This is a genomic window from Oceanicaulis alexandrii DSM 11625 (assembly GCF_000420265.1).
GTDB classification, from domain to species: domain Bacteria; phylum Pseudomonadota; class Alphaproteobacteria; order Caulobacterales; family Maricaulaceae; genus Oceanicaulis; species Oceanicaulis alexandrii.
This window is the reverse complement of record NZ_ATUP01000001.1, coordinates 1,365,234-1,386,726: the sequence shown is the minus strand read 5'-3', so window position 1 is coordinate 1,386,726 and position 21,493 is coordinate 1,365,234. Positions and strand designations below refer to the sequence as shown.

Sequence of the window (21,493 nt, the reverse complement as noted above, 5' to 3'; positions counted from 1 at the left end):
ACCTCCCTCCGCGTAAAGCGCCATATCCTGATGGAGGCCCCGGCTCGGCGCTGCGCTTGGCCGGGGTTTCAGCCTCTCAGGCATGGCATTCACCGGTTTATCGGGGGATGAGAGGGTTTGAATATTGTTTCTCCCTCTTCCCCGGCCTTCGCCGGGGAAGAGGGAATGGGAAGACAACAAAAAACCCCGGCGTTTCCGCCGGGGTTTTCGCATCCTCGCTCTGAAGCTGACCCTAATCCGGACGGCCCAGAATGATGGTGCCGTTGGTGCCGCCAAACCCGAAGGAATTGGACAGGACCGTGTTGAGCTCGGTCTGCTGCGTCTCGGTGACGATGGGCAGGTCGGCCAGCTCGGGATCCATCTCGTCGATATTGATGGAGGGGGCGATGAAGCCCTCTTTCATCATCAGAAGCGAATAGATGGCTTCCTGAACGCCCGCGGCGCCCAGCGAGTGACCGGTCATGGATTTGGTCGCCGACAGGGCCGGGACATCCTTCCCGAACACGCCGCGCAGACCTTCGGCCTCTTTCACGTCGCCGACGGGCGTCGAGGTGGCGTGCGGGTTGATGTAGTCGATCTTGCGACCCTTGGCCTCTTCCAGCGCGATCTGCATGCAGCGCGCCGCGCCTTCGCCAGACGGCTGGACCATGTCATGGCCGTCAGAAGTGGCGCCATAGCCGAGCACTTCGGCGTAGATGGTCGCGCCGCGCGCTTTCGCCCGCTCGTACTCTTCCAGCACCACAATGCCCGCGCCGCCTGCGATGACGAAGCCGTCGCGGTTCTTGTCAAAGGCGCGAGAGGCCACAGCCGGTGTGTCGTTATAGTTCGAGCTCATGGCGCCCATGGCGTCAAACAGGTTTGAAAGCGCCCAGTGCAGCTCTTCGCCGCCGCCGGCGAACATCACATCCTGCTTGCCCCATTGGATCTGCTCGGCGGCCGCGCCCATGCAGTGCAGCGACGTCGTGCAGGCCGAGCTGATCGAATAGTTCAGCCCTTTGATCTTGAACGGAGTGGCGAGCGTCGCCGAGCCGGTGGAGCACATGGCTTTGGGCACCGCGAACGGGCCGATGCGCTTGGGGCCCTTTTCGCGAGTGATGTCGGCGGCCTTCACGATCGCCTCAACAGAAGGGCCGCCGGTGCCCACGATCAGGCCGGTGCGCGGGTTGGAGACATCGCTGTCTTCGAGCCCCGCGTCCTCGATCGCCTGTTGCATGGACATGTACGCCCAGCCCGCGCCTTCGCCCATGAAGCGATAGGCGCGCTTATCCACATGCTCGGCCGGATTGGCGTTCGGGCGGGCATGGACCTGGCATTTGAAGTTCAGATCGGCGTATTCAGGGGCCGCAATGACGCCGCTCTTGCCCGCTTTCAGGCTGGCGGCGACTTCTGCGGCGTTGTCGCCGATGGATGAAACGATGCCGATACCGGTGACGACGACACGCCTCATGCTTTTTCTCCGCCGTTATTAAGCTCTTCAGGTCGGAACAGACCCACGCGCAGATCCTTTGCCGTGTAGATGGTCTGACCGTCCGCCTCTACGTGGCCATCGGCGATGCCCAGCACAAGGCGACGATTTATCACACGCTTGAGATCAATGACGTAACGCACATTCTTGACGCTGGGGGGGACCTGGCCGGTGAATTTCACCTCGCCCACGCCCAGGGCGCGGCCTTTGCCCGGCGCGCCGGTCCAGCCCAGGAAAAAGCCCACGAGCTGCCACATGGCGTCCAGACCCAGGCAGCCCGGCATCACCGGGTCGCCCTGGAAGTGGCAATCGAAGAACCACAGATCGGGGGTCACATCGAGCTCGGCCACCAAAAGGCCTTTGCCATGGGCGCCGCCATCGGAGGTGATCTCGGTGATGCGATCAAACATCAACATGGGCGGCAGCGGCAATTGCGCATTGCCCGGACCGAAGAGATCGCCTTTGCCGCAGGCGATCAGGTCATCATATGTGTAGCTGTTTTTCTGGTCTGTCATGGGGTCCGTCGTGCCGGCCCGGCGACGCATGCCGGGGGTCGGAAGTTGCGGCGAACGCGCCAGCGCTACGCGTGAAATGCGACGCGCCAGGCTGTCATCCTGGGTTCAGATCCGTCAGTCGGCCGAGGCGGGGTTTTCGAGATCCGCCGTCCGTCCGTCTGGTTCAGGCGAAGAGCGGTAGCATGACGCTTGCCCCCCCTCAAGCGCGGGGGTCGGCTCGGTCTCTTCAGGATAGACGCCCCAGAACGCCGCTGCAGGCGCCCATCCGCGGTGATCCTCGGCTTCCAGGCGGCACCAGCCAGCCCGGCACCGCTCCAGCCATAACACAGCCCCTGCTTCCACATCCGCGATCAGGGCGGAGCTTGAATCCGGGCGGGCCAGCAATTGCGTCGCGTCTTGCGCCCAGACCGAGCGTCGCCCGGTCAGGGTGCGGCGGTGCATCCAGACGTCTTCCCCTTCTGGATCGCGCACCCGCCGCCAGTCCGGCGTTTCGGCGACCACTTCCATGGGCAGTCCCTGGCGCTGATAGAGCCAGGCGACCGGATGGGCGAAGGACGGGCCGGCGCGGCCGCGCGTTTCATTGTATTTCAGCGATACGAAGCGCGGGACGGGAAGCCCCGAAAACGTGTCGCAGGTCTGCGCTCGGGCCGGGCCAGATCCCAAGCCTGCGCAAACAATGATGATCAAAGCAAAGAGCGTCCGCATGGGCGCGCCACATCCCAGCCAGAGTGAATCCGGGGTTAAATGTGAAGGCTCAGGATTAAGATTGTTTTTCAGTCGGGCTGGATATGGGCGTTCATCACACCCATTTGGCCAACAGACCGCAGCCATCGGAGATTCGCCATGATCCGCACCGCTCTCATCGCCAGCCTTGCGCTCGGCGCCAGCGCCCACGCGCAAAATGACAATCAGGTTTATGTGGAGACCAGCGATCTGGGATCGGGGATCTACATGCTCGCCACCAATCGCGCGGGCAATGTGGGCGTCAGCGTCGGCGAAGACGGCGTGTTCATGATCGACACCCAGATGCCGCAATTCGCCCCCGCGATCGACGCCGCGCAGCGCGCCGTATCCGGCGACCGGGCGGTGGATCTGGTGCTCAACACGCACCTTCACGGCGACCACGTGCTGGGCAACGCCTATTTCGCGGAACAGGGCGCGACCATCATGGCCCACCCCAGCGTGCGTGACGCGCTGATGAATCCGGTGACCGCCCAGCTGACGGGCGCGACGCCGGAGCCGCTGTCCGGCGCTTTCCTGCCGACGGTGGGCGTCAATGACGGTGATGTGGTCACGATCAACGGCCTGAGCGCGCGCTTGCACCACACCCCCGACGCCCATACCAATGGCGACATCTTCGTGGTGTTTGAGGATGCGAACGTCATCCATGCCGGCGATCTGCTGTTCTCGGGCTGGTTCCCCTATATCGACCTCGACAATGGCGGCACGGTGGACGGGTTCATCGCCGGCATGCAGGCCATTGTGGACGTGGCGGATACCGACACCCAGATCATTCCCGGCCATGGCCCGCTGTCGACGGAAGCCGATCTTGAAGCCAGCATCACCATGCTGACCCAAGCAAAGGCTGAAGTGGCGGCGCTGGTCGAGCAAGGCATGAATTTGCAGCAGGTTCAGGCCGCAGAGCCGCTGGCGGCCTTCCATGACGAGTGGAATTGGGCTTTCATCACCACCGAACGCATGGTCTGGACGCTGTACCGGGATATCACGGGTGAAACAGAGTAAAACTAGCACGGTCTGGATGCCTGAACCGCGCATCCTGACGCTCATCGTGATGATCGCCGGGGTGATGGGGCTGACCTTCGCCGCCTTGCTGGGGAGCTGGCTCTCCGGCATGGCGGTCGGGCTCGTTTTTGCGGGTGGCATCTATCTGTTTGTCGTGGTCAACGCGCGCCGCGCCGCCAAGACCCTGGCCCAGCATCATTCCGGCAAGCATCGCGGCCGACTGTGACGACTTGCCGCGCCTGCCCGGCATAGGGTAGGACAGAGGCAGAGTGTCTCAGGTACGTAGTCACGATGCTGATCAATCATGCTTCCACCCCCCGGCGCAGAGCCGATCTGACCCTGCTCAGCTTTCTGGCGGTCGGGGTTGTGGTTACGCTTTTGGTCGGGGTTCTGGGCCGCAGCGTCTGGCTGGCGATGCTGGTGGGCGTCGCGCCGAGCGTGCTTCTGGGCGCGCTCGCCTGGTTCCGGATCAGACGGGGCCGGTGCGGGGGGTGTCAGTTCTGCCCGATGCGCAAGCCGGGCAGCTGCGGGATGCCGGCAGAGTAACCGTCCGGGCCCGACCCGACAGACCATCATAGACGCAAATCCTCCCGATCAGCGGCTCGCCAGCCCCGGTGATCAGTTTGATCGCCTCCATCGCCATCATGGACCCGATCACCCCGGTCAGCGCGCCCACGACGCCCATCACCGCGCAATCCTCGGCGTCGGGCGGCGTTTCCGGCACCCAGCACTGATAGCACGGCGCGTCGGGTTTCTGATGCGGCGCGAAAACAGCGACCTGCCCCTCCCAGCGACCCACAGCGCCTGATACCAGCGGAATTCCGGCCGCGATCGCAGCTGTGTTGACGACGAATCGGGTGGCGAAGTCGTCGCAGCCGTCCAGCACCAGATCAGCGCCCTCCAGCAGGTCCGGCAGCGTGTTGACGGTTGCGCGTTCGCAGACCGCTTCCACGCTTACGCCGGGATCCAGCGCCGTCAGCACGTCGCGGGCGCGCTCGGCCTTCGCAGCGTCCACATCGTCTGTGCGAAACAGGATTTGTCGTTGCAGATTGCTCAGCGACACGGTGTCGGGATCGACTACCCGCAGATGACCGACGCCCGCCGCGGCCAGATAGAGCAAGGCTGGCGCGCCCAACCCGCCTGCGCCGATCACGGTGATGCGGGCGCGGGACAGCTTCTGCTGGCCCGGGCCGCCCAGTTCTTTCAGGACAATGTGTCGGGCATGTCGTTTGACGTCCACGGCCATGTCGGTCGACCTTGCTTGCAGGCGGCGGGCAGACCCTGTCTGCTCAGCTTGCGTTCACGAAGATGAGTGTAGCTCAGTGTGAACCGCCAACCATGGGGATGCACAGATGAAATACCAGATCGCCGCCGCCCTGGCCCTGATCGTGGCCGCCTGCGCCACCTCTGAAGGCTATCGCCAGCAGATGACCCAGCTGGTGGGGCGGACCCAGGATGTCTTGCTGGTGGAGTTCGGCTCCCCCGACAGCGTGGACAGCTTGAGCGATGGGGGCGAGGTGTGGAGCTATATGCGTGAAGAACAGCGCACCGATCCGGGCGGCTATCGCACCATCCCCAATGAACGCCGCGTGACATATATTGACGAGTATGGCGAACGCCGGACCCGTATCGAACGCTATGACGAGACTGAGTACGAGCCCGCCCGCAGCTGGTGGGTGGAGTGCGAAACCCGTTTCGTGATCGACCCTGAAGGCGTGGTGCGTGATTTCCGCTTTGTCGGCGATGCTTGCGTGGCCGAAGAGCTGTACTAGGCGGAGTCGTTTTCTCCTTTTCGGGGAAAATGTTGTAAGACTTCATGTCGGGGCGTACGCTTGTCTCTTCTGAGAGGAGACAAGATCATGATCAAGACACTGACGCCGGTGGCGGTCGCCCTGTGCGCGCTGGGAAGCGCCCAGGCCCAGCAGGTCGAGCGACCGTCCAGCTTTGAGGGCGCTTCGCTCAGCCAGATGATCGCAGCCTATGGCGATCCGGTCGCCGGCGGTCCTGTCGGCGATGGACGGGTCGCATTGACCTTTGAAGTGCTCTCTCTTGAAACACCTGGGGCCGTCTCGCGCATGCTTCGCGAAGAGCCTGCAGATCAGATGCGCGTCGCGCTTCACCTGGACGAGACCCTGGAATGGACCCGGGTTGGGCCGGACACGTCTGTCGTTCGCACCGCCTCTGTCATCCAAGCGCCGAGACACAGCGCCGGGTCGCGCCCTGCGTCAGACGGCAGCCGGGCTGCGGGCGGCGTGACCGGCGCCGCGCTCATGCGGACTTCGGGATCAACGCGGGCGCGCTTTATTGAAGTGCCTTGCGAAGTGAACGCGGTCGTCGATGCGCAGGGCCGTGTGGAAAGTGTCAGTACGCCTTACCAGCCGTGTGAATCCATCTGGCGGCGCTGAGGCGCGTCACTGGCGTTCATAGTCAAAGCAGGCCAAGGTCAAGCTCCCTTGAAGGAGCCTGACCGTGCTGACCCCTCGCCCCTCATTCACTCTCTCGCCGGACCAGCAAGCGGTCGTGGATTACGCCATCAATGGCGGCGCTCATCTGTTTCTGACGGGCCGGGCCGGCACGGGTAAAACCACCGTTACGCGCGCGATCCTGCAACGCCTCGGGCCGCAGGCCGCCGTGGTGGCGCCGACGGGCGTCGCGGCGATGAATGCGGGCGGGCAGACCCTTCACAGCTTCTTCCGCCTGCCGCCGCGCCTGATCACGCCGGGCGATATTCGCCGCCTGCGCAATGCACGCACGGTGAAAGCGCTGACCACTCTGGTGATCGACGAGATCTCCATGGTGCGCTCGGACATGATGCAGGCGGTGGATTTCTCGCTGCGTCTCAATCGCGACAGCGCCGAACCCTTTGGCGGGGTGCGCATCATCCTGGTGGGCGATCTGGCGCAATTGCCGCCGATTGCACAGGGCGAGGAAGGGGCGTTTCTGGAAGACACCTATGGCGGGCCGTTTTTCTTTCACGCGCCCGCTTTCCGCGACGCCGGCTTCACCATGGTGGAGCTGACCGAGGTCCATCGTCAGGCGGACCCAGAGTTTGTCGAAGTGCTCAATGCTGTGCGGGACGGCGAGCTGACCCCTGACCTGGCCGAGATTCTGAACGCGCGCGTGACGGGCCGGATCGGCCTTGAAGCGTCTGGCACCCATGTGGTGCTGACCCCGACCAATCAGGCCGCTTCCTCGATCAATCAGGCCCGGCTTGAGGGCTTGCGCGGCGAACCGCGGGGCTTTTCGGGCAAGGTGGAGGGTGAGTTTGATCCGCGCCTCTTCCCCACCGACGATCCGCTGGTTCTGAAAGTCGGCGCGCGCGTCATGATGATCCGCAATGATCCCGGCGGGCGGTATGTGAACGGCTCCATCGGTGAAGTGGTGGGCTTTTCGTCAGATGGCGTCAAAGTGCATGTGAACGACCAGTTCGTCACCATCGAGCCTGTGAGCTGGGAGCGGATCCGCTACGCTGCGGACGGCCAGTCCAGCAAGCTCAAGCGCGAAACCATCGGGTCTTATGTGCAGTATCCGCTCAGGCTCGCCTGGGCGATGACCATTCACAAGGCGCAGGGCCTGACGCTCGACAAGGTCTATCTCGACGTCTCGCGCCGCCTCTTCGCCCATGGGCAGGCCTATGTGGCGCTGTCGCGCGCGCGGACCCTTGAAGGGTTGGAATTGTCTCGGCCCTTGCAGCCTTCTGACATCATTACGGATCAGCGCCTGTTTGACGTCAAAGCCTTCTGTGATCCCGCCCCGCTGGGGATTGGCGGATGACGCCTGAGGCTGCGCAGCGCGCACTGGGCGTGGACGCCTGGGGCCTGAACCAACTTGTCGCGCAGGGCGAGTTCGCCGAAGCGCTGGATGATCGCAGCGCCAAACGCCTCGCCGAGCAGCGGGATCGGGTCCGGGCGCAGGCGCTCAAGGATCTGGCGCGCATGGACGGCCCGCATCTGGCGCCGTCCGGTTCGGACGCTCCGGTGATCACGGCGCCGGACGCGGTCGCCCTTCCCGAAGACTTTGATCGGCCTGCGGTGTTTCTGGACGCCTGCGTGCTCGCCAGCGCGGTGCGGCGGCATCTGGTCCTGGCGTTGGCGGAGGCCGGGTTTTTCTATCCGCGCTGGTCTGAAAAAGTGCTGTTTGAAACCGGTCACGCCCATGCGCGCATCGTGGACGGCAAGCCGGACCGCGACGGACCCGGCGAAGCGTCGCAACTGGTCATGGCGCTAGAGCATGCCTGGCCTGAAGCGATGGTCCCGACCGAAGAAGCGGATTTGATCAAGGTGACCGGCAAACTGCCCGACCCGGACGACGCCCATGTGATGCAGGCCGCCGCGGCCGGGCAGGCGCGGGTGATCCTGACGGAAAATATGAAGGACTTCCCCCGCGCGACCTTGAAACCGCTGGGGCTGTATGCCCGTCCGTCTGGTGAATTCATCGCCAGCCGGTTGGGACTCGCGCCCGAGGCGGCGACAGCTGCCGTATTGGGCGCGGCGCACCGGCTTGGGCTCAGCGCGCCGCGTTTCGGGCTGGCCTTGCAACGCGCAAGGCTAGGGTCGTTGGCGAAAAAGCTGGGCTTTTAGACGCCGGTCGAGCCGAACCCGCCGGCGCCACGAGCGGTTTCATCCAGCGTTTCGACCGGGTTCCAGCGGATCTGGGTGAACTGGCCGATCACCATTTGCGCGATGCGCTCGCCGCGCTGGACGATGAACGGCTCCTTGCCGTGATTGATCAGGTTGACGTGCAGTTCGCCGCGATAATCGGCGTCCACCGTGCCGGGCGTGTTGACGCAGGAAATGCCCTTCTTGGCCGCCAGGCCCGACCGGGGCCGGATCTGGGCTTCATAGCCCTCGGGCAAGGCGATGCAGATGCCGGTGGGGATGAGTTTCCACTCGCCAGGCTCGATCACCACGGGCGCGTCTGCGGGCACGGCGGCGGGCAGGTCGAGACCCGCGGAGCCGGAAGTCTGGTAGGCTGGCAGGTCCAGACCTTCAAAATGTTCCAGCGTTTTGACATTCAGCTTCATGACGACGCGCCTTGCTACACGATTAGTCCAGAACCTGACCCTGCTGGGCCATTTCCTCCAGGAGGGCGGCTTCGCGCTGCTCGATTGAGGACATGGACGCGTTGATGGCGTCTGCTTCTGCCTGTGTCACTTCCCCCTGGGGCAATTGGGCGATGTATTGAGCCGGGACGATTTCGCCATCGGCGGATTCTTGCTCGCCGATGTACGCCATGATGAGCAGGGCAGGCGGACGTCCATCCTGATCCAGGCGGATCATCAATGGAATCTGGTGATACCGCACCAATTCAAAATCATTGGGCTCGGGTACGATGCTCTCACGAAAGCAAACGATGGCGTCAGCGCCTTCAGGCATGTCAGGCCGCGCCATGAGTCCTGGCTGACTCGCGGCTTCAACGAGGTCAAACCCCTCCAGAAGGACGGGCGTATCGGACGGTTGGGCTGTGTTGACGGCAGAACAGTCCGCAAGGGCCTGAGGCGATGCGGCGAGCGCCAGTGCGACGGCTAGGACAGCTTTCATCTCATATCCCCTCTGACTTGGTTTTCGCGACCCTAGAGAGGATTATCAGCGGTATCAAATATAGTCTTCAGGCACAGCCGCGCTCACGCTGGCGCAGAGCTCCGGCGTGAGCGCGGGAGGCCTGAAGTCAGCTGTCTTGTTCGGCCTGGGCGCTTAAGAACGCATCCAGCGCTTGCTCGCTTTCGGCGAAGCCTTCAAGGGCGCCGATAATGCCGGTGCGCTCGTCATCGTTGAGCCCGCCCTGGGCCATCTGGACCCGGTATTGCGGCTCGGTCATCTCGCCGTTCTCGTCTTCCATGGCCGGCTGGAAACCGAGAATCAGCATTTGGGTCTCTTCGCCTTCCCCGTTGGAGATGAGAAGCGGCGTGGAATGATAGCGCACCAGCTCGAAATCATTGGGGCGAGGCACGATGCTGTCACGCTCGCAGGCGATGGCGTTTGCGCCCTCCGCCAGCGGCGGCGGATCCATCAAGCCGTCCAGGTCGGCGGCTTCGGTCACGGTGTAGCCGGCCATCGGAGCCGGCGGCTGGCCCGAGCCTTGCGGATAGATCGAGTAACAATCCGCCTGGGCGGCGGCGGCGCTGAACCCGGCAAGGGCGAGGGCGGTCAGTGCGGTTTTCATATCAGGTCCTGAGTTTGCTAAACGCCCCGACCCTAACAATCTGAGGGGGGCGATTTCAAACCCAGTCTGAAGTCTATGAAAGTGCTTGGTGAATTCTCTCAGCCAGTTTTTGGGCCAGCGCCGATTTGGCCGCCCGGGCGAAGGGTTCCTCTCCCTCCGGCGTGATCAGAAGGGCGGCGTTCTCTGCTCCGCCCATCACATCGCCTGACACGTCATTGGCGACAATCCAGTCACATCCTTTGCGCAGTCGCTTGGCGCGGGCGTGCTCGATGACGTCATGGGTTTCAGCCGCAAATCCCACCACCAGGCGCGGGCGTTGGTCCGGGCCGTATCGGGAGATGGTCTTCAGGATGTCCGGATTTTCGGCAAGCGGCAGGCTCGCCAGTGCGCCCTTGTCGAGTTTGAGCTTCTTGTCGGCGGCTTCCGCCGGACGCCAGTCCGCAACGGCGGCCACGGAGACGAACACGTCTGCGGGCAGATGCTCGTTCACCGCCGCGAGCATGTCGCGCGCGGTTTCGATGCGGACGGTCTGAAGGCCTGCGGGATCATTGAGCGCTGTCGGGCCCGAAATCAGCACCACCTCGAAGCCCTGATCACGCAGCGCCTCGGCGATGGCGTAGCCCTGCTGGCCGGAGGAGCGATTGGAGAGGAAGCGGACCGGGTCGATCGGCTCCAGCGTCGGGCCGGCGGTGACGATGGCCTTCATGATTTCAGCGCGGCCTCGATGGCGTCCGCGATCCGCACCGGTTCGGGCAGGCGGCCGGGACCAAATTCGCCACACGCCATTTCGCCGTCATCAGGCTCCATCACGGTGACGCCATAGCTCTCGAGGGTTTTGAGGTTGGCTTGCGTGGCGGGATGGGTCCACATGCGCACATTCATCGCCGGCGCCATCAGAACCGCCTTGTCGGTGGCCAGAAGCGTGGTGGTGGCTAGGTCATCAGCGATGCCCTGGGCGGCTTTGGCCATCAGATTGGCGGTGGCCGGGCAGACGACCACAAGATCAGCCGAGCGCGACAGCTCGATATGGCCCATCTCGGCCTCATCGGTCAGCGAGAACAGATCGCTATAGACCTTGTCCGCCGTCAGCGCGCCCACGCTCATCGGGGTGACGAACTGCTTGCCGGCTTCGGTCAGGATGGCGCGCGTCCTGATCGAGCGCCGCGCCAGCTCGCGGATCAGCTCGAGCGATTTATAGGCCGCGATGCCGCCGCCGATGATCAGAAGAATGCGTTTATCCGCCATGACATGCCTCGCGGGTGTTTCAGCTCAGGCTTACCCCGAACGGGCCGCCACGTCACCTTGGCTCAGATCACATCACCGCCAGCAGCACCGCAATCGCGGTTGAAGCCCCGGCGACGACGCTGAGCGCGGCAATCAGCCAGGTCGGGTTTGAGGGGCTTTGGGTGTCGCGTTCACGCAGGACCTTGGCGGTCTCGGTCAGCTCGTCCAGCGTGTCGGGCAGGCGCTTGAGGATGGTCTTGGCGCGGTCAAAGGATTCCATCAGATCCTCGATGCGGCCTTGCGGCCCCAGCTCGCGGCGCATGAAGCGCTCTACCGCGGGGCCAGAGGCCTGCCACATATTATGGTCGTCTGTCAGAAGACGACAGACGCCCTCGGCCTGCACCATGGTCTTTTGCAGCAGGACCAGCTGGGGCTGAAGGTGCATGTCATAAAGGTCGGTAACCTCGAACAATTGCATCAGCACCCGGCTCATCGGTGTTTCGCCGGCGCTCTTGCCGAAAATGGGTTCCGCCACAGCGCGCAGGGCGCTGGCGAAGTCATCGCGGGAATGATGGTCGGGCACATAGCCGGCGTCAAAATGCGCTTGCGCCGCGCCGTCATAGTCGCGCGTCAGGAAGCCGTGAAGGATGCGCGCCAGATAGCGCCGCTCGCCGCGCCCCAGCCGTCCGATTATGCCGAAATCCACCGCCCACAGAAGGCCGTCTTGGGTGACGAACAGGTTGCCGGCGTGCAGGTCGGCGTGAAACACGCCTTGCTCCAGCGCAGTGGACAGGAAGGCGTCAGTCAGATCGCCCGCCAGTTTCACCGTGTCCACCCCCGCCGCGCGCACCGCGTCCATATCGGTCAGCGGTATGGCGTCAATCCACTGGGTCGTCAGCACTTTCTTGGCGGTCAGCGGCCAGACCACTTCGGGGATGAAGAAATTCTGCGCCGCCACAGCCGCTTCGCTCAATTCATTGGCGGAGGCCGCTTCAAGCCGCAAATCCAGCTCGAGCACCAAAGAGCGCGCCACCGTCTCCACGAAAGCGCGCGGCTCCATGCGTTTGGACGCCGGGAACAGGCCTTCGGCGAGCTTGGAGCCCAGGCGCATGGCGGCGATGTCGCGCTTGATGCGCTCTGCGACGTCCGGGCGGAGGATTTTCACCGCCACATCGCGGCCCTCTATCGTTTTCGCCCTATGGACCTGCGCGATGGACGCGGCGGCGACGGGCTCGCCGAATTCCGAGAACAGCGCTTCGACGGGCTTGCCGAACTCGGCTTCCACCGTGGCGCGCGCCTGCTCAAGGCCGAACGGCTCCATCCGGTCTTGCAGCCGTGACAGGCCGCGCGCGAACTCCGCCCCGATCACATCCGCGCGGGTGGCGAGCACCTGCCCGAATTTCACATAGGACGGGCCCAGCTTTTCCAGCGCATGGGCCAGGCGTTCACCGGGATTTTTCGCCCGGTCGCGAATGGCGATCAGGCGTGCAAACTTTCCCAGCACCCGCGCAGGGGCTGGAAACGCCGACTGGTATTCAGCCGGAAAAATCGCGTCATGACGGGCCAAAGTCCAGGCGGCGCGCGTCAGGCGGAAGATATTTGAGAGCGTACCAAACACGGAAGTGAGGTTTAGGGCGATGAAGGGGGTTTGGCGAGGGGAAGCGGCGCCTTGCGCGCTGCGTCAAAGTGCTTGGGCGCGTTCAAACAGGTATTGGCGCACCGCCGGATCAGCGCTCAGCGCCATGGCGCGCTCATAGGCGCTCGCCGCCTCATGTCCGCGCCCGGCCTGCGCCAGCCAGTGCGCCTGCGCCGCCCAGAAAGGCTGATAGTCCGCCGTCTGATCCTTGAGTTCAAACAGCAAATCGAGTGCTCGCTCGGCGCCGAACGCCTCGCCATGAGCGCAAGCGCGCGCCGTCAGAGCGCCCAGGCTGGGTGTCTGGCTGATCAATCCGTCATAGAGCGCAGCGGCGGCCAACCAGTTCGTCTCTCCAGTCCAGCGGCGTTCGGCATGCACGGACTGGATCGAGGCCTCCAGCGCATAGCGGCCGGGCGAGGCCAGTTTGAGCGAGCGACGCAGGGCGGTTTCCGCTTGGGTGATTGAGCTTTCACACCAAAGCTGTGCGTTTTGTTCATAGAGGGCAATGAAGCGGCCTTCAGCATCTCGCCTCGCCTTGGAGCGCGCCTCGCAATGGGCGATCAGCGCATAGAGCCCCCAGACCTCGGCGACCTCCGGCGCCAGCTCAGTCAGCAGCTGGCTGAGATAGAGCGCCTCACCCGCGAGACCCCGGACCCGGCTTTCGCTCGCCCCGATTTCGTCCCAGCCGGTTCCATAGGCCGCGTAGATCGCGTTCAGCACGGGCGTGATGTGTTCGGTCAGCTGGTCCGCGCCGGGCTGTTCAAACCGGGCGCCGCGTTCCCGCAGCCTCGCCTTGCCGCGCGACAGGCGCTGACCCATGGCGGCGGGGCTGACGAGAAACGCTGCGCCGATCCGGGCCGCATCGAGACCCAGCACCGCTTGCAGCATCAGCGGCGTGTGAAGGGCGGGGTCAAGATCTCGGTGCGCGCAGGCCAGCATCAGCCCCAGGCGATCATCGGGCAGGGCGTCGGGATCCGCGCGTTCGGAGACCTCTTCAAGCAGGCGCTGGAGTTCGGGCTCGGCCCGGGCCTGAACGCCGCTTTGGCGGGCGCCGTCGATCAGTCGGCGATGGGCGGTTGTCAGGAGCCAGGCTTCAGGATGGTCCGGCAGGCCCGTGTCTGGCCAGGTGCGCAAGGCGCGCTCGAAGGCGTCAGACAGCGCGTCTTCGGCTCGGCCCAGATCGGCCCATCGCCGGGCGAGACGGGCCACAAGACGTCCATAGGAAGCACGCGCGACAGCGTCCGCCGTCGCGCGTGCTTCGTCATGCTCGATCCGCTGATCAGGCGTCGCCATAGGCCGGGACGGGACGAACCTCGATCTGGTCGCCGGGCAGGCGCGGGCATTTCGCCGCCCAGTCCAGCGCCGTCTCAAGGCTGTCCGCTTCGATCACATAGAACCCGCCCAGCTGCTCCTTGGTGTCGGCATAGGGACCGTCCTGCACGCCGTCATCGGTGATGCGTTTGGCGGTTTCAGCCACATCCAGCGGTTCGCCCGACACCATCAGGCCGGCTTGGACCAGCGCTTCAGAATACGCGCCATGCTTTTCAAACATGACCATTTGCTCGGCTTCGCTCAGCGCGTTCCACTGGCTTTCCGCGCCATAAATCAAAAGGGCGTATTTCATGACGGGGTCTCCGTGTTGTCGCTGATCAGTTGAAGGGGACGCACCTCGACGGCGCCATTGCGGGCCGCCGGGCAGCGTTCGGCCCAGCTAAGCGCATCCTCGACACTGTTCATATCGATCATAATGACGCCGCCCAGCTGTTCGGGCGAGTCTGAATAGGGGCCGTCGCTCAGTCGTCGGTGTTCGCCGGCGCGCCGCAACACGACGCCGGTCTCCGGCGCCTGCAGGCAGGCGCCCAGATGCGTATGGGGGTTGAGCGCGCCTGAATACGCTGTCCAGCTCGACCAGTAGGCCGCAGCCCCCGATCCCTGCCTGCGAGCGAAATCGCGCGCGGTTTCATAAATGAGGAGTGCAAACTGCATCGCTCCCTCCCTGTTCTCCCTGCCGACATGACAGGGATGATCCAAGGACGGTTGAGCCGTGCCCGTTTCGACAGGACGCGTGAAAAAAGTTGGAAAGGTCCGCCTAGACTTTCCAGCCCATATGGATCGCGGCGATGCCGCCGGACAGGTTCGTCACGCTGACGCGGGCGAACCCGGCCTCTTCCAGCTCGGCCGCGAAGGCGTCCTGATGGGGAAATTTGCGGATGGACTCCACCAGATACTGATAGCTGTCGCGGTCTTTCGCGATCCATTCGCCGATCTGTGGAATGGCGCCGAAGGACCAGGCGTCATAAAGCTTCTCGAGCGGGCGCGTGGTGGGGCGCGAAAATTCCAGACAGACAAAGCGTCCGCCGGGCTTGAGCACGCGGCGCATGTCTTTGAGCGCCTTGATCCGGTCGGTGACGTTGCGAATGCCGAAGCCGATGGTGACGGCGTCCGCGACACCGCTCTCAAAAGGCAGGCATTCCGCGTTCGCGGTGCACCAGTCGAGCCGGGCGCGGTCGCCGCGCTTGAGGCCCGCCAGCAGCATCTGTTCGTTGATGTCGGCGACTACGGCTTCGGCGTATTGGTCACTGCCGCGGCGTTCAGTCAGCGCGTCGGCGCGATCGAGCCAGGCGCGGGCGATGTCGCCGGTTCCGCCCGCCACATCGATCAGGCGCGCGCCGGGACGCGGTCCGGCCTTGGTCACGGTGATGTCTTTCCAGACCCGGTGAACCCCCAGGCTCATCAGATCATTCATCAGGTCGTATTTGCGCGCCGAACGGTCAAACACGTTGCGGACAAGGCCCTGCTTTTCGGTGCGGGCCACATCCTTGAAACCAAAGGAGACGGTGTCGTGATCTGAAGTCTGGGTCATGACGGGCAAGCTAGTGCGCACGGGCGCGGAACGCCAGTCTGAGATGCCGCGCCGTTTCGCCTCAACCCGGGGCGAGCGGCGTCACGGCCTGCTCTCCGGTCTTGTAGCTGTAAAGCGAGAAGCCGGCCTGACTGCGCCAGCCGCCCTCGGGCGCATAAAACGCCAGCAGCACGGGTTCGCGCGGCGGGGCGAAGGCTGAGATCCTGTAGGCGCAAGCGGTGGCGAGGGTCAGGCCGTCCACATCCCTGTCGGGGTCCGCCTGGGTCGCCAACACGCGCAGGCTGGCGCGAGTCTGGGCCAGATCATCACAGGCGCGGCTCAGATGCGGCCAGGCGCCGCGCCATTGGCTGTGCAGGGCCACAGGTTGCTCCAACAACGCGCTGTCATCGGGGGCGTAAATGCGCCAGCGGATGGTGTGGGGCAGACCCTGAACGAGCCGCACCTTCATCTCCGGGGCGTCCCGCGCCACCCGGCGAAAGGCGGTGGAGACTTCCTGCATCGGTTGCAGCTCGCCCCCGGTCTGGGCGGCGTCGATCTGCAGCGCCAGCTCAAACGCCAGGTCATCCGTCCAGGGGTGCGCGACGCGCCGGACATACTCGACCGGGGCGTCAATGGACGCCCGGCGTCGGACAAGCGCATCAAGCGCCGCCGTGACGATGGTGATCGCGTTTTCGACAGGCACAAGGCTCGCGCGCGCTGGGCTCATGGCCTATGTCCTCCCCCTCGAGGATTGTCTGTGCGGAAGAGTGTGATGCCGGAATTGCCTGAAGTCGAGACAGTGCGACGCGGCCTGACCCCCGCGATGGAGGGTCGCCGGATTCTGCGGGCCGAAGCGCGGCGCCCGGACTTGCGGTTCCCGTTTCCCGAACGCTTTGCAGAGCGCCTGACCGGAACTGTGGTGGAAAGGCTGGATCGGCGGTCAAAATATCTGCTGGCGCGGCTGGGCTCGGGCGAGACCTTGCTGATGCATCTGGGGATGTCGGGCCGGTTCTCGGTGACGGCAGACGATCTGAGCCGGCAGCCGGGTGATTTCGTCTACGCCGCGCCCGCCAATCCGACCCATGATCATGTGGTGTTTCACATCGAGGGCGGCGTGACGGTCACGTAAAACGATCCGCGCCGCTTCGGCTTCATGACGCTCTATGAAACCGACCAGGAAGACATCCAGCCCTATCTGAAGGACCTGGGGCCGGAGCCCTTGTCGAACGGGTTTTCAGAAGACCGGCTCAATGAAGCCTTCAAGACCCGGCGCAGCCCGGTCAAGGCGGGGCTTCTGGATCAGAGCGTCGTGGCGGGCCTGGGCAATATCTATGTCTGCGAGGCGTTGTGGCGGGCGAAGATCAGCCCCAGGCGGCTATGCAACTCCATACCCGGCGCCCGGGCCGCCCGTCTGGCGCCGGCGGTGCGCGACGTCATCGCCGAAGCGATCGAGGCGGGCGGCTCCACCTTGCGCGACTATGCCGGTGCCGACGGCGCCATGGGGTATTTCCAGCACCGGTTTGACGTCTATGGGCGCGAAGGCGAACCCTGTCATCGCTGTGAGGACAGCCGTGTCGAGCGCATCGTTCAGTCGGGCCGGTCGAGCTTTTTCTGTCCGTCCTGCCAGCGCTAGCCAGACCTGTTCTCAACATGAACTTTTGTTAACCATACCGGTTTGGGTTGAACCCCGTCCCCGGGCGTTTATCCCTTTGCGTCACGATCTGAATTAAAGAGAGGCATTTTATGCTGGACCGTATTCTCTGGGCGCTTCTGGCCCTGACTGTGTTCGCCACGCCGGCGGTTGCTCAAACCATGGACGTGGAGGAGGCCGAGCTCGGGCCGAGCATGTGGATGCTCGAGGATGAGGATAATGTCGCTTACATCATCGGCACCATTCACCTGCTCAAGCCTGAAACCGAATGGCGGACCACCTATTTCGAAGAGCTTCTGGCGAGCGTGGACCAGGTCTGGTTCGAAGCGGATGTGCACAGCGCTGAAGCGCAGGCCCAGATCCAGGCGCTTGTCCCGCAATTGGGCCTGAACCCCCAGGGCCAGACGCTGTCGTCCATGCTGAGTGATGAGGGCAAGGCCAATCTGGCGACCCTCGCCCAGCGGATGGGCGTGCCGGCGGAAGCCATGATGGCCTCACTGGATCCGTTGCAGCCTTGGCTCGCGAGCGTGTCTCTGGCGTCCTCCATGGCCATGGCTCAGGGGTATGATCCGCAATACGGCGTTGAAGTCGCGCTTCAGGCCATGATCGAGCCGATCACCGATGATGTGCGGTATTTCGAAACGGCGGAGCAGCAACTCGGCTTCCTGGCGGGTCTGCCGCAGGCCGTTCAGCTGCGCGATCTGGAAAGCTCGCTCGAGCAATCTGTCGAAGAGCCGTATTTGCTCGATGAGCTGGCCATGGCCTGGGAAGTCGGGGATATCGAGGCGATTGATCACATGATCAATGATCGCATGAAGTCGGACTCTCCTGAAATGTATCAAGCCCTGATCGTGAACCGGAATTACGATTGGGCAGAGCAGATCGACCAGATCATGATGGGCGATGAAGATGTCATGATCGCGGTCGGCGTCGGGCATTTGCCTGGCCCTGAGGGGTTGGCGGAAGTGCTGCGCAATCTGGGATATGGTGTCTGGCAAATCCAGTAAGCGGATGACGGCGCGGGGGTGACCCGCGCCTTGGCTTCCGCTAAGAGGGCGCCCGTTTTGCCGCATACCCTGCGCTGAAGAGCGTGTAACTGCATCGGAGGGCCGCATGGCCTACAATACGATCCAAGTAAAAACCGAAGGCCGTGTGGGCGTTATCACCCTGGACCGTCCGTCCGCCCTGAACGCGCTGTGTGACGAGCTGACCAATGAGCTCAAGGATGCGCTGGCTGCGTTCGAGCGCGATGAGGACATCGGTTGCGTGATCCTGACCGGCTCGGCCAAGGCGTTCGCCGCCGGCGCCGACATCAAGGAGCTGCAGGAGAAGGATTTCATCTCCCTGTACAAGCACGACCCCTTCGCAGAGTCGTGGGAGAGCGTGGCGCGCTTCAGAAAACCGATCATCGCGGCGGTGTCCGGCTATGCGCTGGGCGGCGGCTGCGAGATCGCGATGATGTGTGATTTCATCATCGCCTCTGAAACCGCCAAGTTCGGCCAGCCCGAGATCAATCTCGGCGTCATGCCGGGCGCGGGCGGCACCCAGCGTCTGCCGCGCGCCGTGGGCAAGGCCAAGGCCATGGACATGTGCCTGACCGGGCGCATGATGCCGGCCAAGGAAGCCGAGCGCGCGGGGCTGGTCAGCCGCGTCGTGCCGGCCGAAGAGCTGCTGGACGTGGCGATGGAGGCGGCCACCACGATCGCATCCAAATCCCTGCCTATCGCCATGATGACCAAAGAGGCCGTCAATACGGCGTTTGAAATGGGTCTGGCCGAAGGCGTTCGCTTTGAACGCCGCGTGTTCCAGTCCCAATTCGCCACCGAGGATCAGACCGAGGGCATGGCTGCGTTTGCTGACAAACGCGCTGCGCATTTCAAACACCGGTGATGAATTTTGGCGTATACCTGTTGACCGCACCTGCGGGGACCGGTATACGCCGCGCCTCATAGTTTTACCCGGCGGCCGGCTCTGGCCAGGCGCCCTTGATCATACGGATCTGGAGATCTTATGGCGAACACGTCCTCCGCCAAGAAAATGGCGCGCAAGATTGAGCGCCGCACCGCTCTGAACAAAGCCCGCCGCACTCGCATGCGCACGTATGTGAAGAAGCTGGACCTGGCCATCGCCACCGGCGACCAGGATCAGGCGCGCGCCGCGCTTCGCACGGCTGAGTCCGAACTGATGAAAGCGGTCAGCAAAGGCGTCATCCACAAGAACACCGGCGCTCGCAAGGTCTCGCGCCTTTCGGCTCGCGTGAAGTCTATGGCGGCGTCGTAAAACACGCTCCATACCCGGACTAAAAAAGAACGCTCGCACGAACCCGTGCGGGCGTTCTTTTTTGTTCTGCGTCATTTTGGTGCATCTGAAAACCTCCATATCTTTCAGTGAGGTAATTGCGATATTCCTGAGGCTGGCCTGTCTGTCGCTAGATCATGAAATCGCTGCGACGCAAGCCCTGAAAACAGCGAAATTTTTTTCAGATCGCCAAACGCCCGACCTGCTTTAGGAATCAACCTGTCAAGCGCGGAATCCGGAAAATGCGTGGGTTAATCATGTTGATTCGCTCGCTCGTGACGGTAACCTGAGGGTCTCGACGGAGCAGTCCCCACACGGACCAAAGGATGGTCGCTGAGCGCAGAAAGATGCGCGCTCGGTGCGGGAAAGCTGCGTTCAAAATTAAAGCCGTGACCCTGGGATTACCAGGGCGCGCAGAGTGAAATGAAGGTTGGGGCATATGGGGTATTCTCAAGATGCGACGGCACGACGTGACGGTGCGGCCATGATGGATTCCAGCTCGATCGTCGCCGTCTGGCGCGCAGTCCGCGCCCGCTTGCGTGAAGAGTGCGGAGATCTTGTCTACGCCGCCGAGATCGCGCGTCTTCGCGTGGAGCTGGATGCTGCGGGACGCGTCTGCGTGATCTGTCCGAACGAGTTCGGCCGTTCCTGGGTGGAAGACAATGTCGGCATGCGTCTGCGCGCCCTGTGGGCGACCGTAGCCGAGCAGGCCTGCGATATTCTGATCTGCACGGAAAAAACGCTCGCCACGCAGAAGTCGAATACCGTCAGCGTGGCCGCCCTGTCGGCGGGCGGCATGTCGGAAACCGCAGCCCTGCCGCTTGTGGAAGACACGGTGGAAGACAGCGACGCCAAACGCGAAGCGCGCTTCACCTTCGACACTTTCATGGTCGGTTCGGCGAACATGATGGCGGCGACCGCGGCCCGCGCCGTGGCCAGCGCCGATGCTCCGCCGTTCAATCCGGTCTTTTTCCATGGCGATTACGGGGTGGGCAAATCCCACCTTCTGGCTGCGATCGCGCACGCCGCCTCGCTGAGCGGCAAACGCAAGAAGGTGCTCTACCTGACAGCGGAAGAGTTCCTGAACGGCTTCCAGTCCGCGCTTCGGGCGCGTGATGTCCAGCCGTTCAAGGATCTGGTGCGTGATTGCGACATGCTGCTGATCGACGACGTGCACTTCATTTGCGGCAAGCCTCGCACCGAAGACGAGTTCCTGCAGACGGTCACATCCCTCATCAGCGCGGAAAAGCAGGTGGTGCTCGCCTCTCATTGCGCACCGTCCCAGCTCAGCGTGTCCGATGATCGTCTGCGCAATGTGATGGCGGGGGGATTCAATTGCCCGCTCCAGGGCCCGGATCTCGATCTGCGTCGCAAGATCCTCGATTGCAAGATCGCCCAGGCGCGCAATCATTGTCCGGATCTGGAAGTGCCGGAGACCGTGCGGGATTTCCTGGCGGCCCGGGTCACCAGTTCCGCGCGAGAGCTTGAAGGCGTTCTGAACAACATCATCGTGCGCACCGCCTATATGAACCGTCCCGTCACCATGGAGACGGTGGAGGAGGCGCTGGGCGAGCTGCCGGTGAAGGCCGAGCGCCGCATTACGGTGGACGACATCCAGAAAATGGCGGCGAGCTATTTCTCCATCACGGTGGATGACCTGATCTCCAAGCGCCGCACAAAAGCCGTGGTGCGCCCGCGCCATATCGCCATGTATCTGGCGAAAACCATGACGACGCGGTCGCTGCCGGACATTGGTCGGCGCTTTGGCGGGCGTGACCATTCCACCGTTATTCATGCGGTGAACAAGATCACCGAGACCCTCACATCGGACGCTGTTCTGGCTGAAGATGTCGAGGCGTTGCGGCGACGCCTGCGCGGTTAAGCAGTTCAATTGAAAAAACGACCGCAAGACCCCTTCTTGCGGTCGTTTTTTTTAGGCTATTGTGCTGCACCCAAA

23 protein-coding genes and 2 pseudogenes are annotated in these 21,493 nt (G+C 63.6%); 11 read left to right on the top strand and 14 right to left on the bottom strand.

What is annotated here, in order from left to right; all coding sequences use genetic code 11:
• Positions 1–232 precede the first annotated feature (232 nt).
• The 3 genes from fabB to G405_RS0106795 all read right to left on the bottom strand — a co-directional run bounded on the left by fabB (position 233) and on the right by G405_RS0106795 (position 2,685).
• On the bottom strand, positions 233–1,447 hold the full coding sequence (gene fabB, locus G405_RS0106805) for a beta-ketoacyl-ACP synthase I (RefSeq protein WP_022700762.1): 1,215 nt from the start codon (positions 1,445–1,447) through the stop codon (positions 233–235).
• Positions 1,444–1,980 carry a 3-hydroxyacyl-[acyl-carrier-protein] dehydratase FabA gene (fabA, locus tag G405_RS0106800; protein ID WP_022700761.1) on the bottom strand — a complete coding sequence of 179 codons (537 nt, stop codon included), beginning with the start codon at positions 1,978–1,980 and terminating at the stop codon, positions 1,444–1,446. Before fabA ends, fabB begins: the two co-directional genes overlap by 4 nt.
• A 114-nt stretch (positions 1,981–2,094) precedes the next feature.
• Positions 2,095–2,685, bottom strand: coding sequence for an SH3 domain-containing protein (locus tag G405_RS0106795; protein WP_022700760.1), 591 nt, complete (start codon positions 2,683–2,685; stop codon positions 2,095–2,097).
• Positions 2,686–2,823: 138 nt separating this feature from the next.
• On the opposite strand from G405_RS0106795, the gene G405_RS0106790 reads away from it, so the two are divergent.
• Complete coding sequence (locus G405_RS0106790) at positions 2,824–3,723, top strand: MBL fold metallo-hydrolase (protein ID WP_022700759.1); 900 nt, start codon at positions 2,824–2,826, stop codon at positions 3,721–3,723.
• A gap of 16 nt (positions 3,724–3,739) precedes the next feature.
• On the top strand, positions 3,740–3,949 hold the full coding sequence (locus G405_RS0106785) for a hypothetical protein (RefSeq protein ID WP_022700758.1): 210 nt from the start codon (positions 3,740–3,742) through the stop codon (positions 3,947–3,949).
• Positions 3,950–4,192: 243 nt separating this feature from the next.
• Here G405_RS0106785 and G405_RS15255 read toward each other — a convergent pair whose 3' ends face one another.
• Positions 4,193–4,969 carry a HesA/MoeB/ThiF family protein gene (locus G405_RS15255; RefSeq protein ID WP_022700757.1) on the bottom strand — a complete coding sequence of 259 codons (777 nt, stop codon included), beginning with the start codon at positions 4,967–4,969 and terminating at the stop codon, positions 4,193–4,195.
• 106 nt (positions 4,970–5,075) lie between these two features.
• On the opposite strand from G405_RS15255, the gene G405_RS0106775 reads away from it, so the two are divergent.
• The 4 genes from G405_RS0106775 to G405_RS16445 all read left to right on the top strand — a co-directional run bounded on the left by G405_RS0106775 (position 5,076) and on the right by G405_RS16445 (position 8,303).
• Positions 5,076–5,495, top strand: a complete 420-nt coding sequence (locus G405_RS0106775) for a hypothetical protein (RefSeq protein WP_022700756.1) — start codon at positions 5,076–5,078, stop codon at positions 5,493–5,495.
• A gap of 87 nt (positions 5,496–5,582) precedes the next feature.
• The gene (locus G405_RS0106770; protein WP_022700755.1) at positions 5,583–6,128 is read left to right on the top strand and encodes a hypothetical protein; all 546 of its coding nucleotides are present in this window, start codon (positions 5,583–5,585) and stop codon (positions 6,126–6,128) included.
• 64 nt (positions 6,129–6,192) lie between these two features.
• Complete coding sequence (locus G405_RS17270; protein ID WP_022700754.1) at positions 6,193–7,497, top strand: ATP-dependent DNA helicase; 1,305 nt, start codon at positions 6,193–6,195, stop codon at positions 7,495–7,497.
• A complete protein-coding gene (locus tag G405_RS16445) occupies positions 7,494–8,303 on the top strand; it encodes a PIN domain-containing protein (RefSeq protein WP_022700753.1) in 810 nt (269 codons plus the stop codon). The genes G405_RS17270 and G405_RS16445 overlap by 4 nt, the downstream gene beginning before the upstream one ends.
• Here G405_RS16445 and dut read toward each other — a convergent pair.
• From dut to G405_RS0106710, 10 genes and pseudogenes are all read right to left on the bottom strand, one after another.
• Entirely contained in the window at positions 8,300–8,746 is a 447-nt protein-coding gene (gene dut, locus G405_RS0106755) for a dUTP diphosphatase (protein ID WP_022700752.1), read from the bottom strand. The two genes, G405_RS16445 and dut, sit on opposite strands and share 4 nt — an antisense overlap.
• A 22-nt stretch (positions 8,747–8,768) precedes the next feature.
• Entirely contained in the window at positions 8,769–9,263 is a 495-nt protein-coding gene (locus G405_RS0106750; protein ID WP_022700751.1) for a hypothetical protein, read from the bottom strand.
• A gap of 127 nt (positions 9,264–9,390) precedes the next feature.
• Positions 9,391–9,885, bottom strand: a complete 495-nt coding sequence (locus tag G405_RS0106745) for a hypothetical protein (protein WP_022700750.1) — start codon at positions 9,883–9,885, stop codon at positions 9,391–9,393.
• A gap of 73 nt (positions 9,886–9,958) precedes the next feature.
• A pseudogene (gene coaBC / locus G405_RS17310) lies at positions 9,959–11,130 on the bottom strand (bifunctional phosphopantothenoylcysteine decarboxylase/phosphopantothenate--cysteine ligase CoaBC).
• 67 nt (positions 11,131–11,197) lie between these two features.
• Entirely contained in the window at positions 11,198–12,727 is a 1,530-nt protein-coding gene (ubiB, locus tag G405_RS15240; RefSeq protein ID WP_022700749.1) for a 2-polyprenylphenol 6-hydroxylase, read from the bottom strand.
• A 63-nt stretch (positions 12,728–12,790) separates the two neighbouring features.
• Entirely contained in the window at positions 12,791–14,038 is a 1,248-nt protein-coding gene (locus G405_RS0106730; protein ID WP_022700748.1) for an RNA polymerase sigma factor, read from the bottom strand.
• On the bottom strand, positions 14,025–14,369 hold the full coding sequence (locus tag G405_RS0106725; protein ID WP_022700747.1) for a YciI family protein: 345 nt from the start codon (positions 14,367–14,369) through the stop codon (positions 14,025–14,027). The genes G405_RS0106730 and G405_RS0106725 overlap by 14 nt, the downstream gene beginning before the upstream one ends.
• Positions 14,366–14,731 carry a YciI family protein gene (locus tag G405_RS0106720; RefSeq protein WP_022700746.1) on the bottom strand — a complete coding sequence of 122 codons (366 nt, stop codon included), beginning with the start codon at positions 14,729–14,731 and terminating at the stop codon, positions 14,366–14,368. Before G405_RS0106720 ends, G405_RS0106725 begins: the two co-directional genes overlap by 4 nt.
• Before the next feature lie 103 nt (positions 14,732–14,834).
• Complete coding sequence (locus G405_RS0106715; protein WP_028284593.1) at positions 14,835–15,608, bottom strand: class I SAM-dependent methyltransferase; 774 nt, start codon at positions 15,606–15,608, stop codon at positions 14,835–14,837.
• A 61-nt stretch (positions 15,609–15,669) separates the two neighbouring features.
• Positions 15,670–16,314, bottom strand: coding sequence for a hypothetical protein (locus G405_RS0106710; RefSeq protein ID WP_022700744.1), 645 nt, complete (start codon positions 16,312–16,314; stop codon positions 15,670–15,672).
• Between the two features lie 45 nt (positions 16,315–16,359).
• Here G405_RS0106710 and mutM point away from each other — a divergent pair.
• From mutM to dnaA, 5 genes and pseudogenes are all read left to right on the top strand, one after another.
• A pseudogene (gene mutM / locus G405_RS17305) lies at positions 16,360–17,220 on the top strand (bifunctional DNA-formamidopyrimidine glycosylase/DNA-(apurinic or apyrimidinic site) lyase).
• Between the two features lie 110 nt (positions 17,221–17,330).
• Positions 17,331–18,245: a TraB/GumN family protein gene (locus tag G405_RS0106700; protein ID WP_022700743.1), complete on the top strand. Its 915-nt coding sequence runs from the start codon at positions 17,331–17,333 to the stop codon at positions 18,243–18,245.
• A gap of 106 nt (positions 18,246–18,351) precedes the next feature.
• Positions 18,352–19,128, top strand: a complete 777-nt coding sequence (locus G405_RS0106695) for an enoyl-CoA hydratase (RefSeq protein WP_022700742.1) — start codon at positions 18,352–18,354, stop codon at positions 19,126–19,128.
• A 120-nt stretch (positions 19,129–19,248) separates the two neighbouring features.
• Positions 19,249–19,518, top strand: coding sequence for a 30S ribosomal protein S20 (gene rpsT / locus G405_RS0106690; protein WP_022700741.1), 270 nt, complete (start codon positions 19,249–19,251; stop codon positions 19,516–19,518).
• A gap of 457 nt (positions 19,519–19,975) precedes the next feature.
• Positions 19,976–21,418: a chromosomal replication initiator protein DnaA gene (gene dnaA / locus G405_RS0106685; protein ID WP_022700740.1), complete on the top strand. Its 1,443-nt coding sequence runs from the start codon at positions 19,976–19,978 to the stop codon at positions 21,416–21,418.
• The last annotated feature ends 75 nt before the right edge of the window (positions 21,419–21,493 follow it).

Bases quoted from the DNA above. Each gene is read 5' to 3' on its own strand.
- G405_RS0106775 (WP_022700756.1), top strand. From the start codon at position 5,076: ATGAAATACCAGATCGCCGCCGCCCTGGCCCTGATCGTGGCCGCCTGC.
- G405_RS0106715 (WP_028284593.1), bottom strand. From the start codon at position 15,608: ATGACCCAGACTTCAGATCACGACACCGTCTCCTTTGGTTTCAAGGAT.
- dnaA (WP_022700740.1), top strand. From the start codon at position 19,976: ATGGGGTATTCTCAAGATGCGACGGCACGACGTGACGGTGCGGCCATG.
- G405_RS0106700 (WP_022700743.1), top strand. From the start codon at position 17,331: ATGCTGGACCGTATTCTCTGGGCGCTTCTGGCCCTGACTGTGTTCGCC.
- G405_RS0106695 (WP_022700742.1), top strand. From the start codon at position 18,352: ATGGCCTACAATACGATCCAAGTAAAAACCGAAGGCCGTGTGGGCGTT.
- G405_RS0106725 (WP_022700747.1), bottom strand. From the start codon at position 14,369: ATGAAATACGCCCTTTTGATTTATGGCGCGGAAAGCCAGTGGAACGCG.
- G405_RS16445 (WP_022700753.1), top strand. From the start codon at position 7,494: ATGACGCCTGAGGCTGCGCAGCGCGCACTGGGCGTGGACGCCTGGGGC.
- G405_RS0106790 (WP_022700759.1), top strand. From the start codon at position 2,824: ATGATCCGCACCGCTCTCATCGCCAGCCTTGCGCTCGGCGCCAGCGCC.
- G405_RS0106750 (WP_022700751.1), bottom strand. From the start codon at position 9,263: ATGAAAGCTGTCCTAGCCGTCGCACTGGCGCTCGCCGCATCGCCTCAG.
- rpsT (WP_022700741.1), top strand. From the start codon at position 19,249: ATGGCGAACACGTCCTCCGCCAAGAAAATGGCGCGCAAGATTGAGCGC.
- G405_RS0106730 (WP_022700748.1), bottom strand. From the start codon at position 14,038: ATGGCGACGCCTGATCAGCGGATCGAGCATGACGAAGCACGCGCGACG.
- dut (WP_022700752.1), bottom strand. From the start codon at position 8,746: ATGAAGCTGAATGTCAAAACGCTGGAACATTTTGAAGGTCTGGACCTG.
- G405_RS0106720 (WP_022700746.1), bottom strand. From the start codon at position 14,731: ATGCAGTTTGCACTCCTCATTTATGAAACCGCGCGCGATTTCGCTCGC.
- G405_RS0106795 (WP_022700760.1), bottom strand. From the start codon at position 2,685: ATGCGGACGCTCTTTGCTTTGATCATCATTGTTTGCGCAGGCTTGGGA.
- G405_RS0106710 (WP_022700744.1), bottom strand. From the start codon at position 16,314: ATGAGCCCAGCGCGCGCGAGCCTTGTGCCTGTCGAAAACGCGATCACC.
- G405_RS15255 (WP_022700757.1), bottom strand. From the start codon at position 4,969: ATGGCCGTGGACGTCAAACGACATGCCCGACACATTGTCCTGAAAGAA.
- fabA (WP_022700761.1), bottom strand. From the start codon at position 1,980: ATGACAGACCAGAAAAACAGCTACACATATGATGACCTGATCGCCTGC.
- G405_RS0106770 (WP_022700755.1), top strand. From the start codon at position 5,583: ATGATCAAGACACTGACGCCGGTGGCGGTCGCCCTGTGCGCGCTGGGA.
- G405_RS0106745 (WP_022700750.1), bottom strand. From the start codon at position 9,885: ATGAAAACCGCACTGACCGCCCTCGCCCTTGCCGGGTTCAGCGCCGCC.
- fabB (WP_022700762.1), bottom strand. From the start codon at position 1,447: ATGAGGCGTGTCGTCGTCACCGGTATCGGCATCGTTTCATCCATCGGC.
- G405_RS0106785 (WP_022700758.1), top strand. From the start codon at position 3,740: ATGCCTGAACCGCGCATCCTGACGCTCATCGTGATGATCGCCGGGGTG.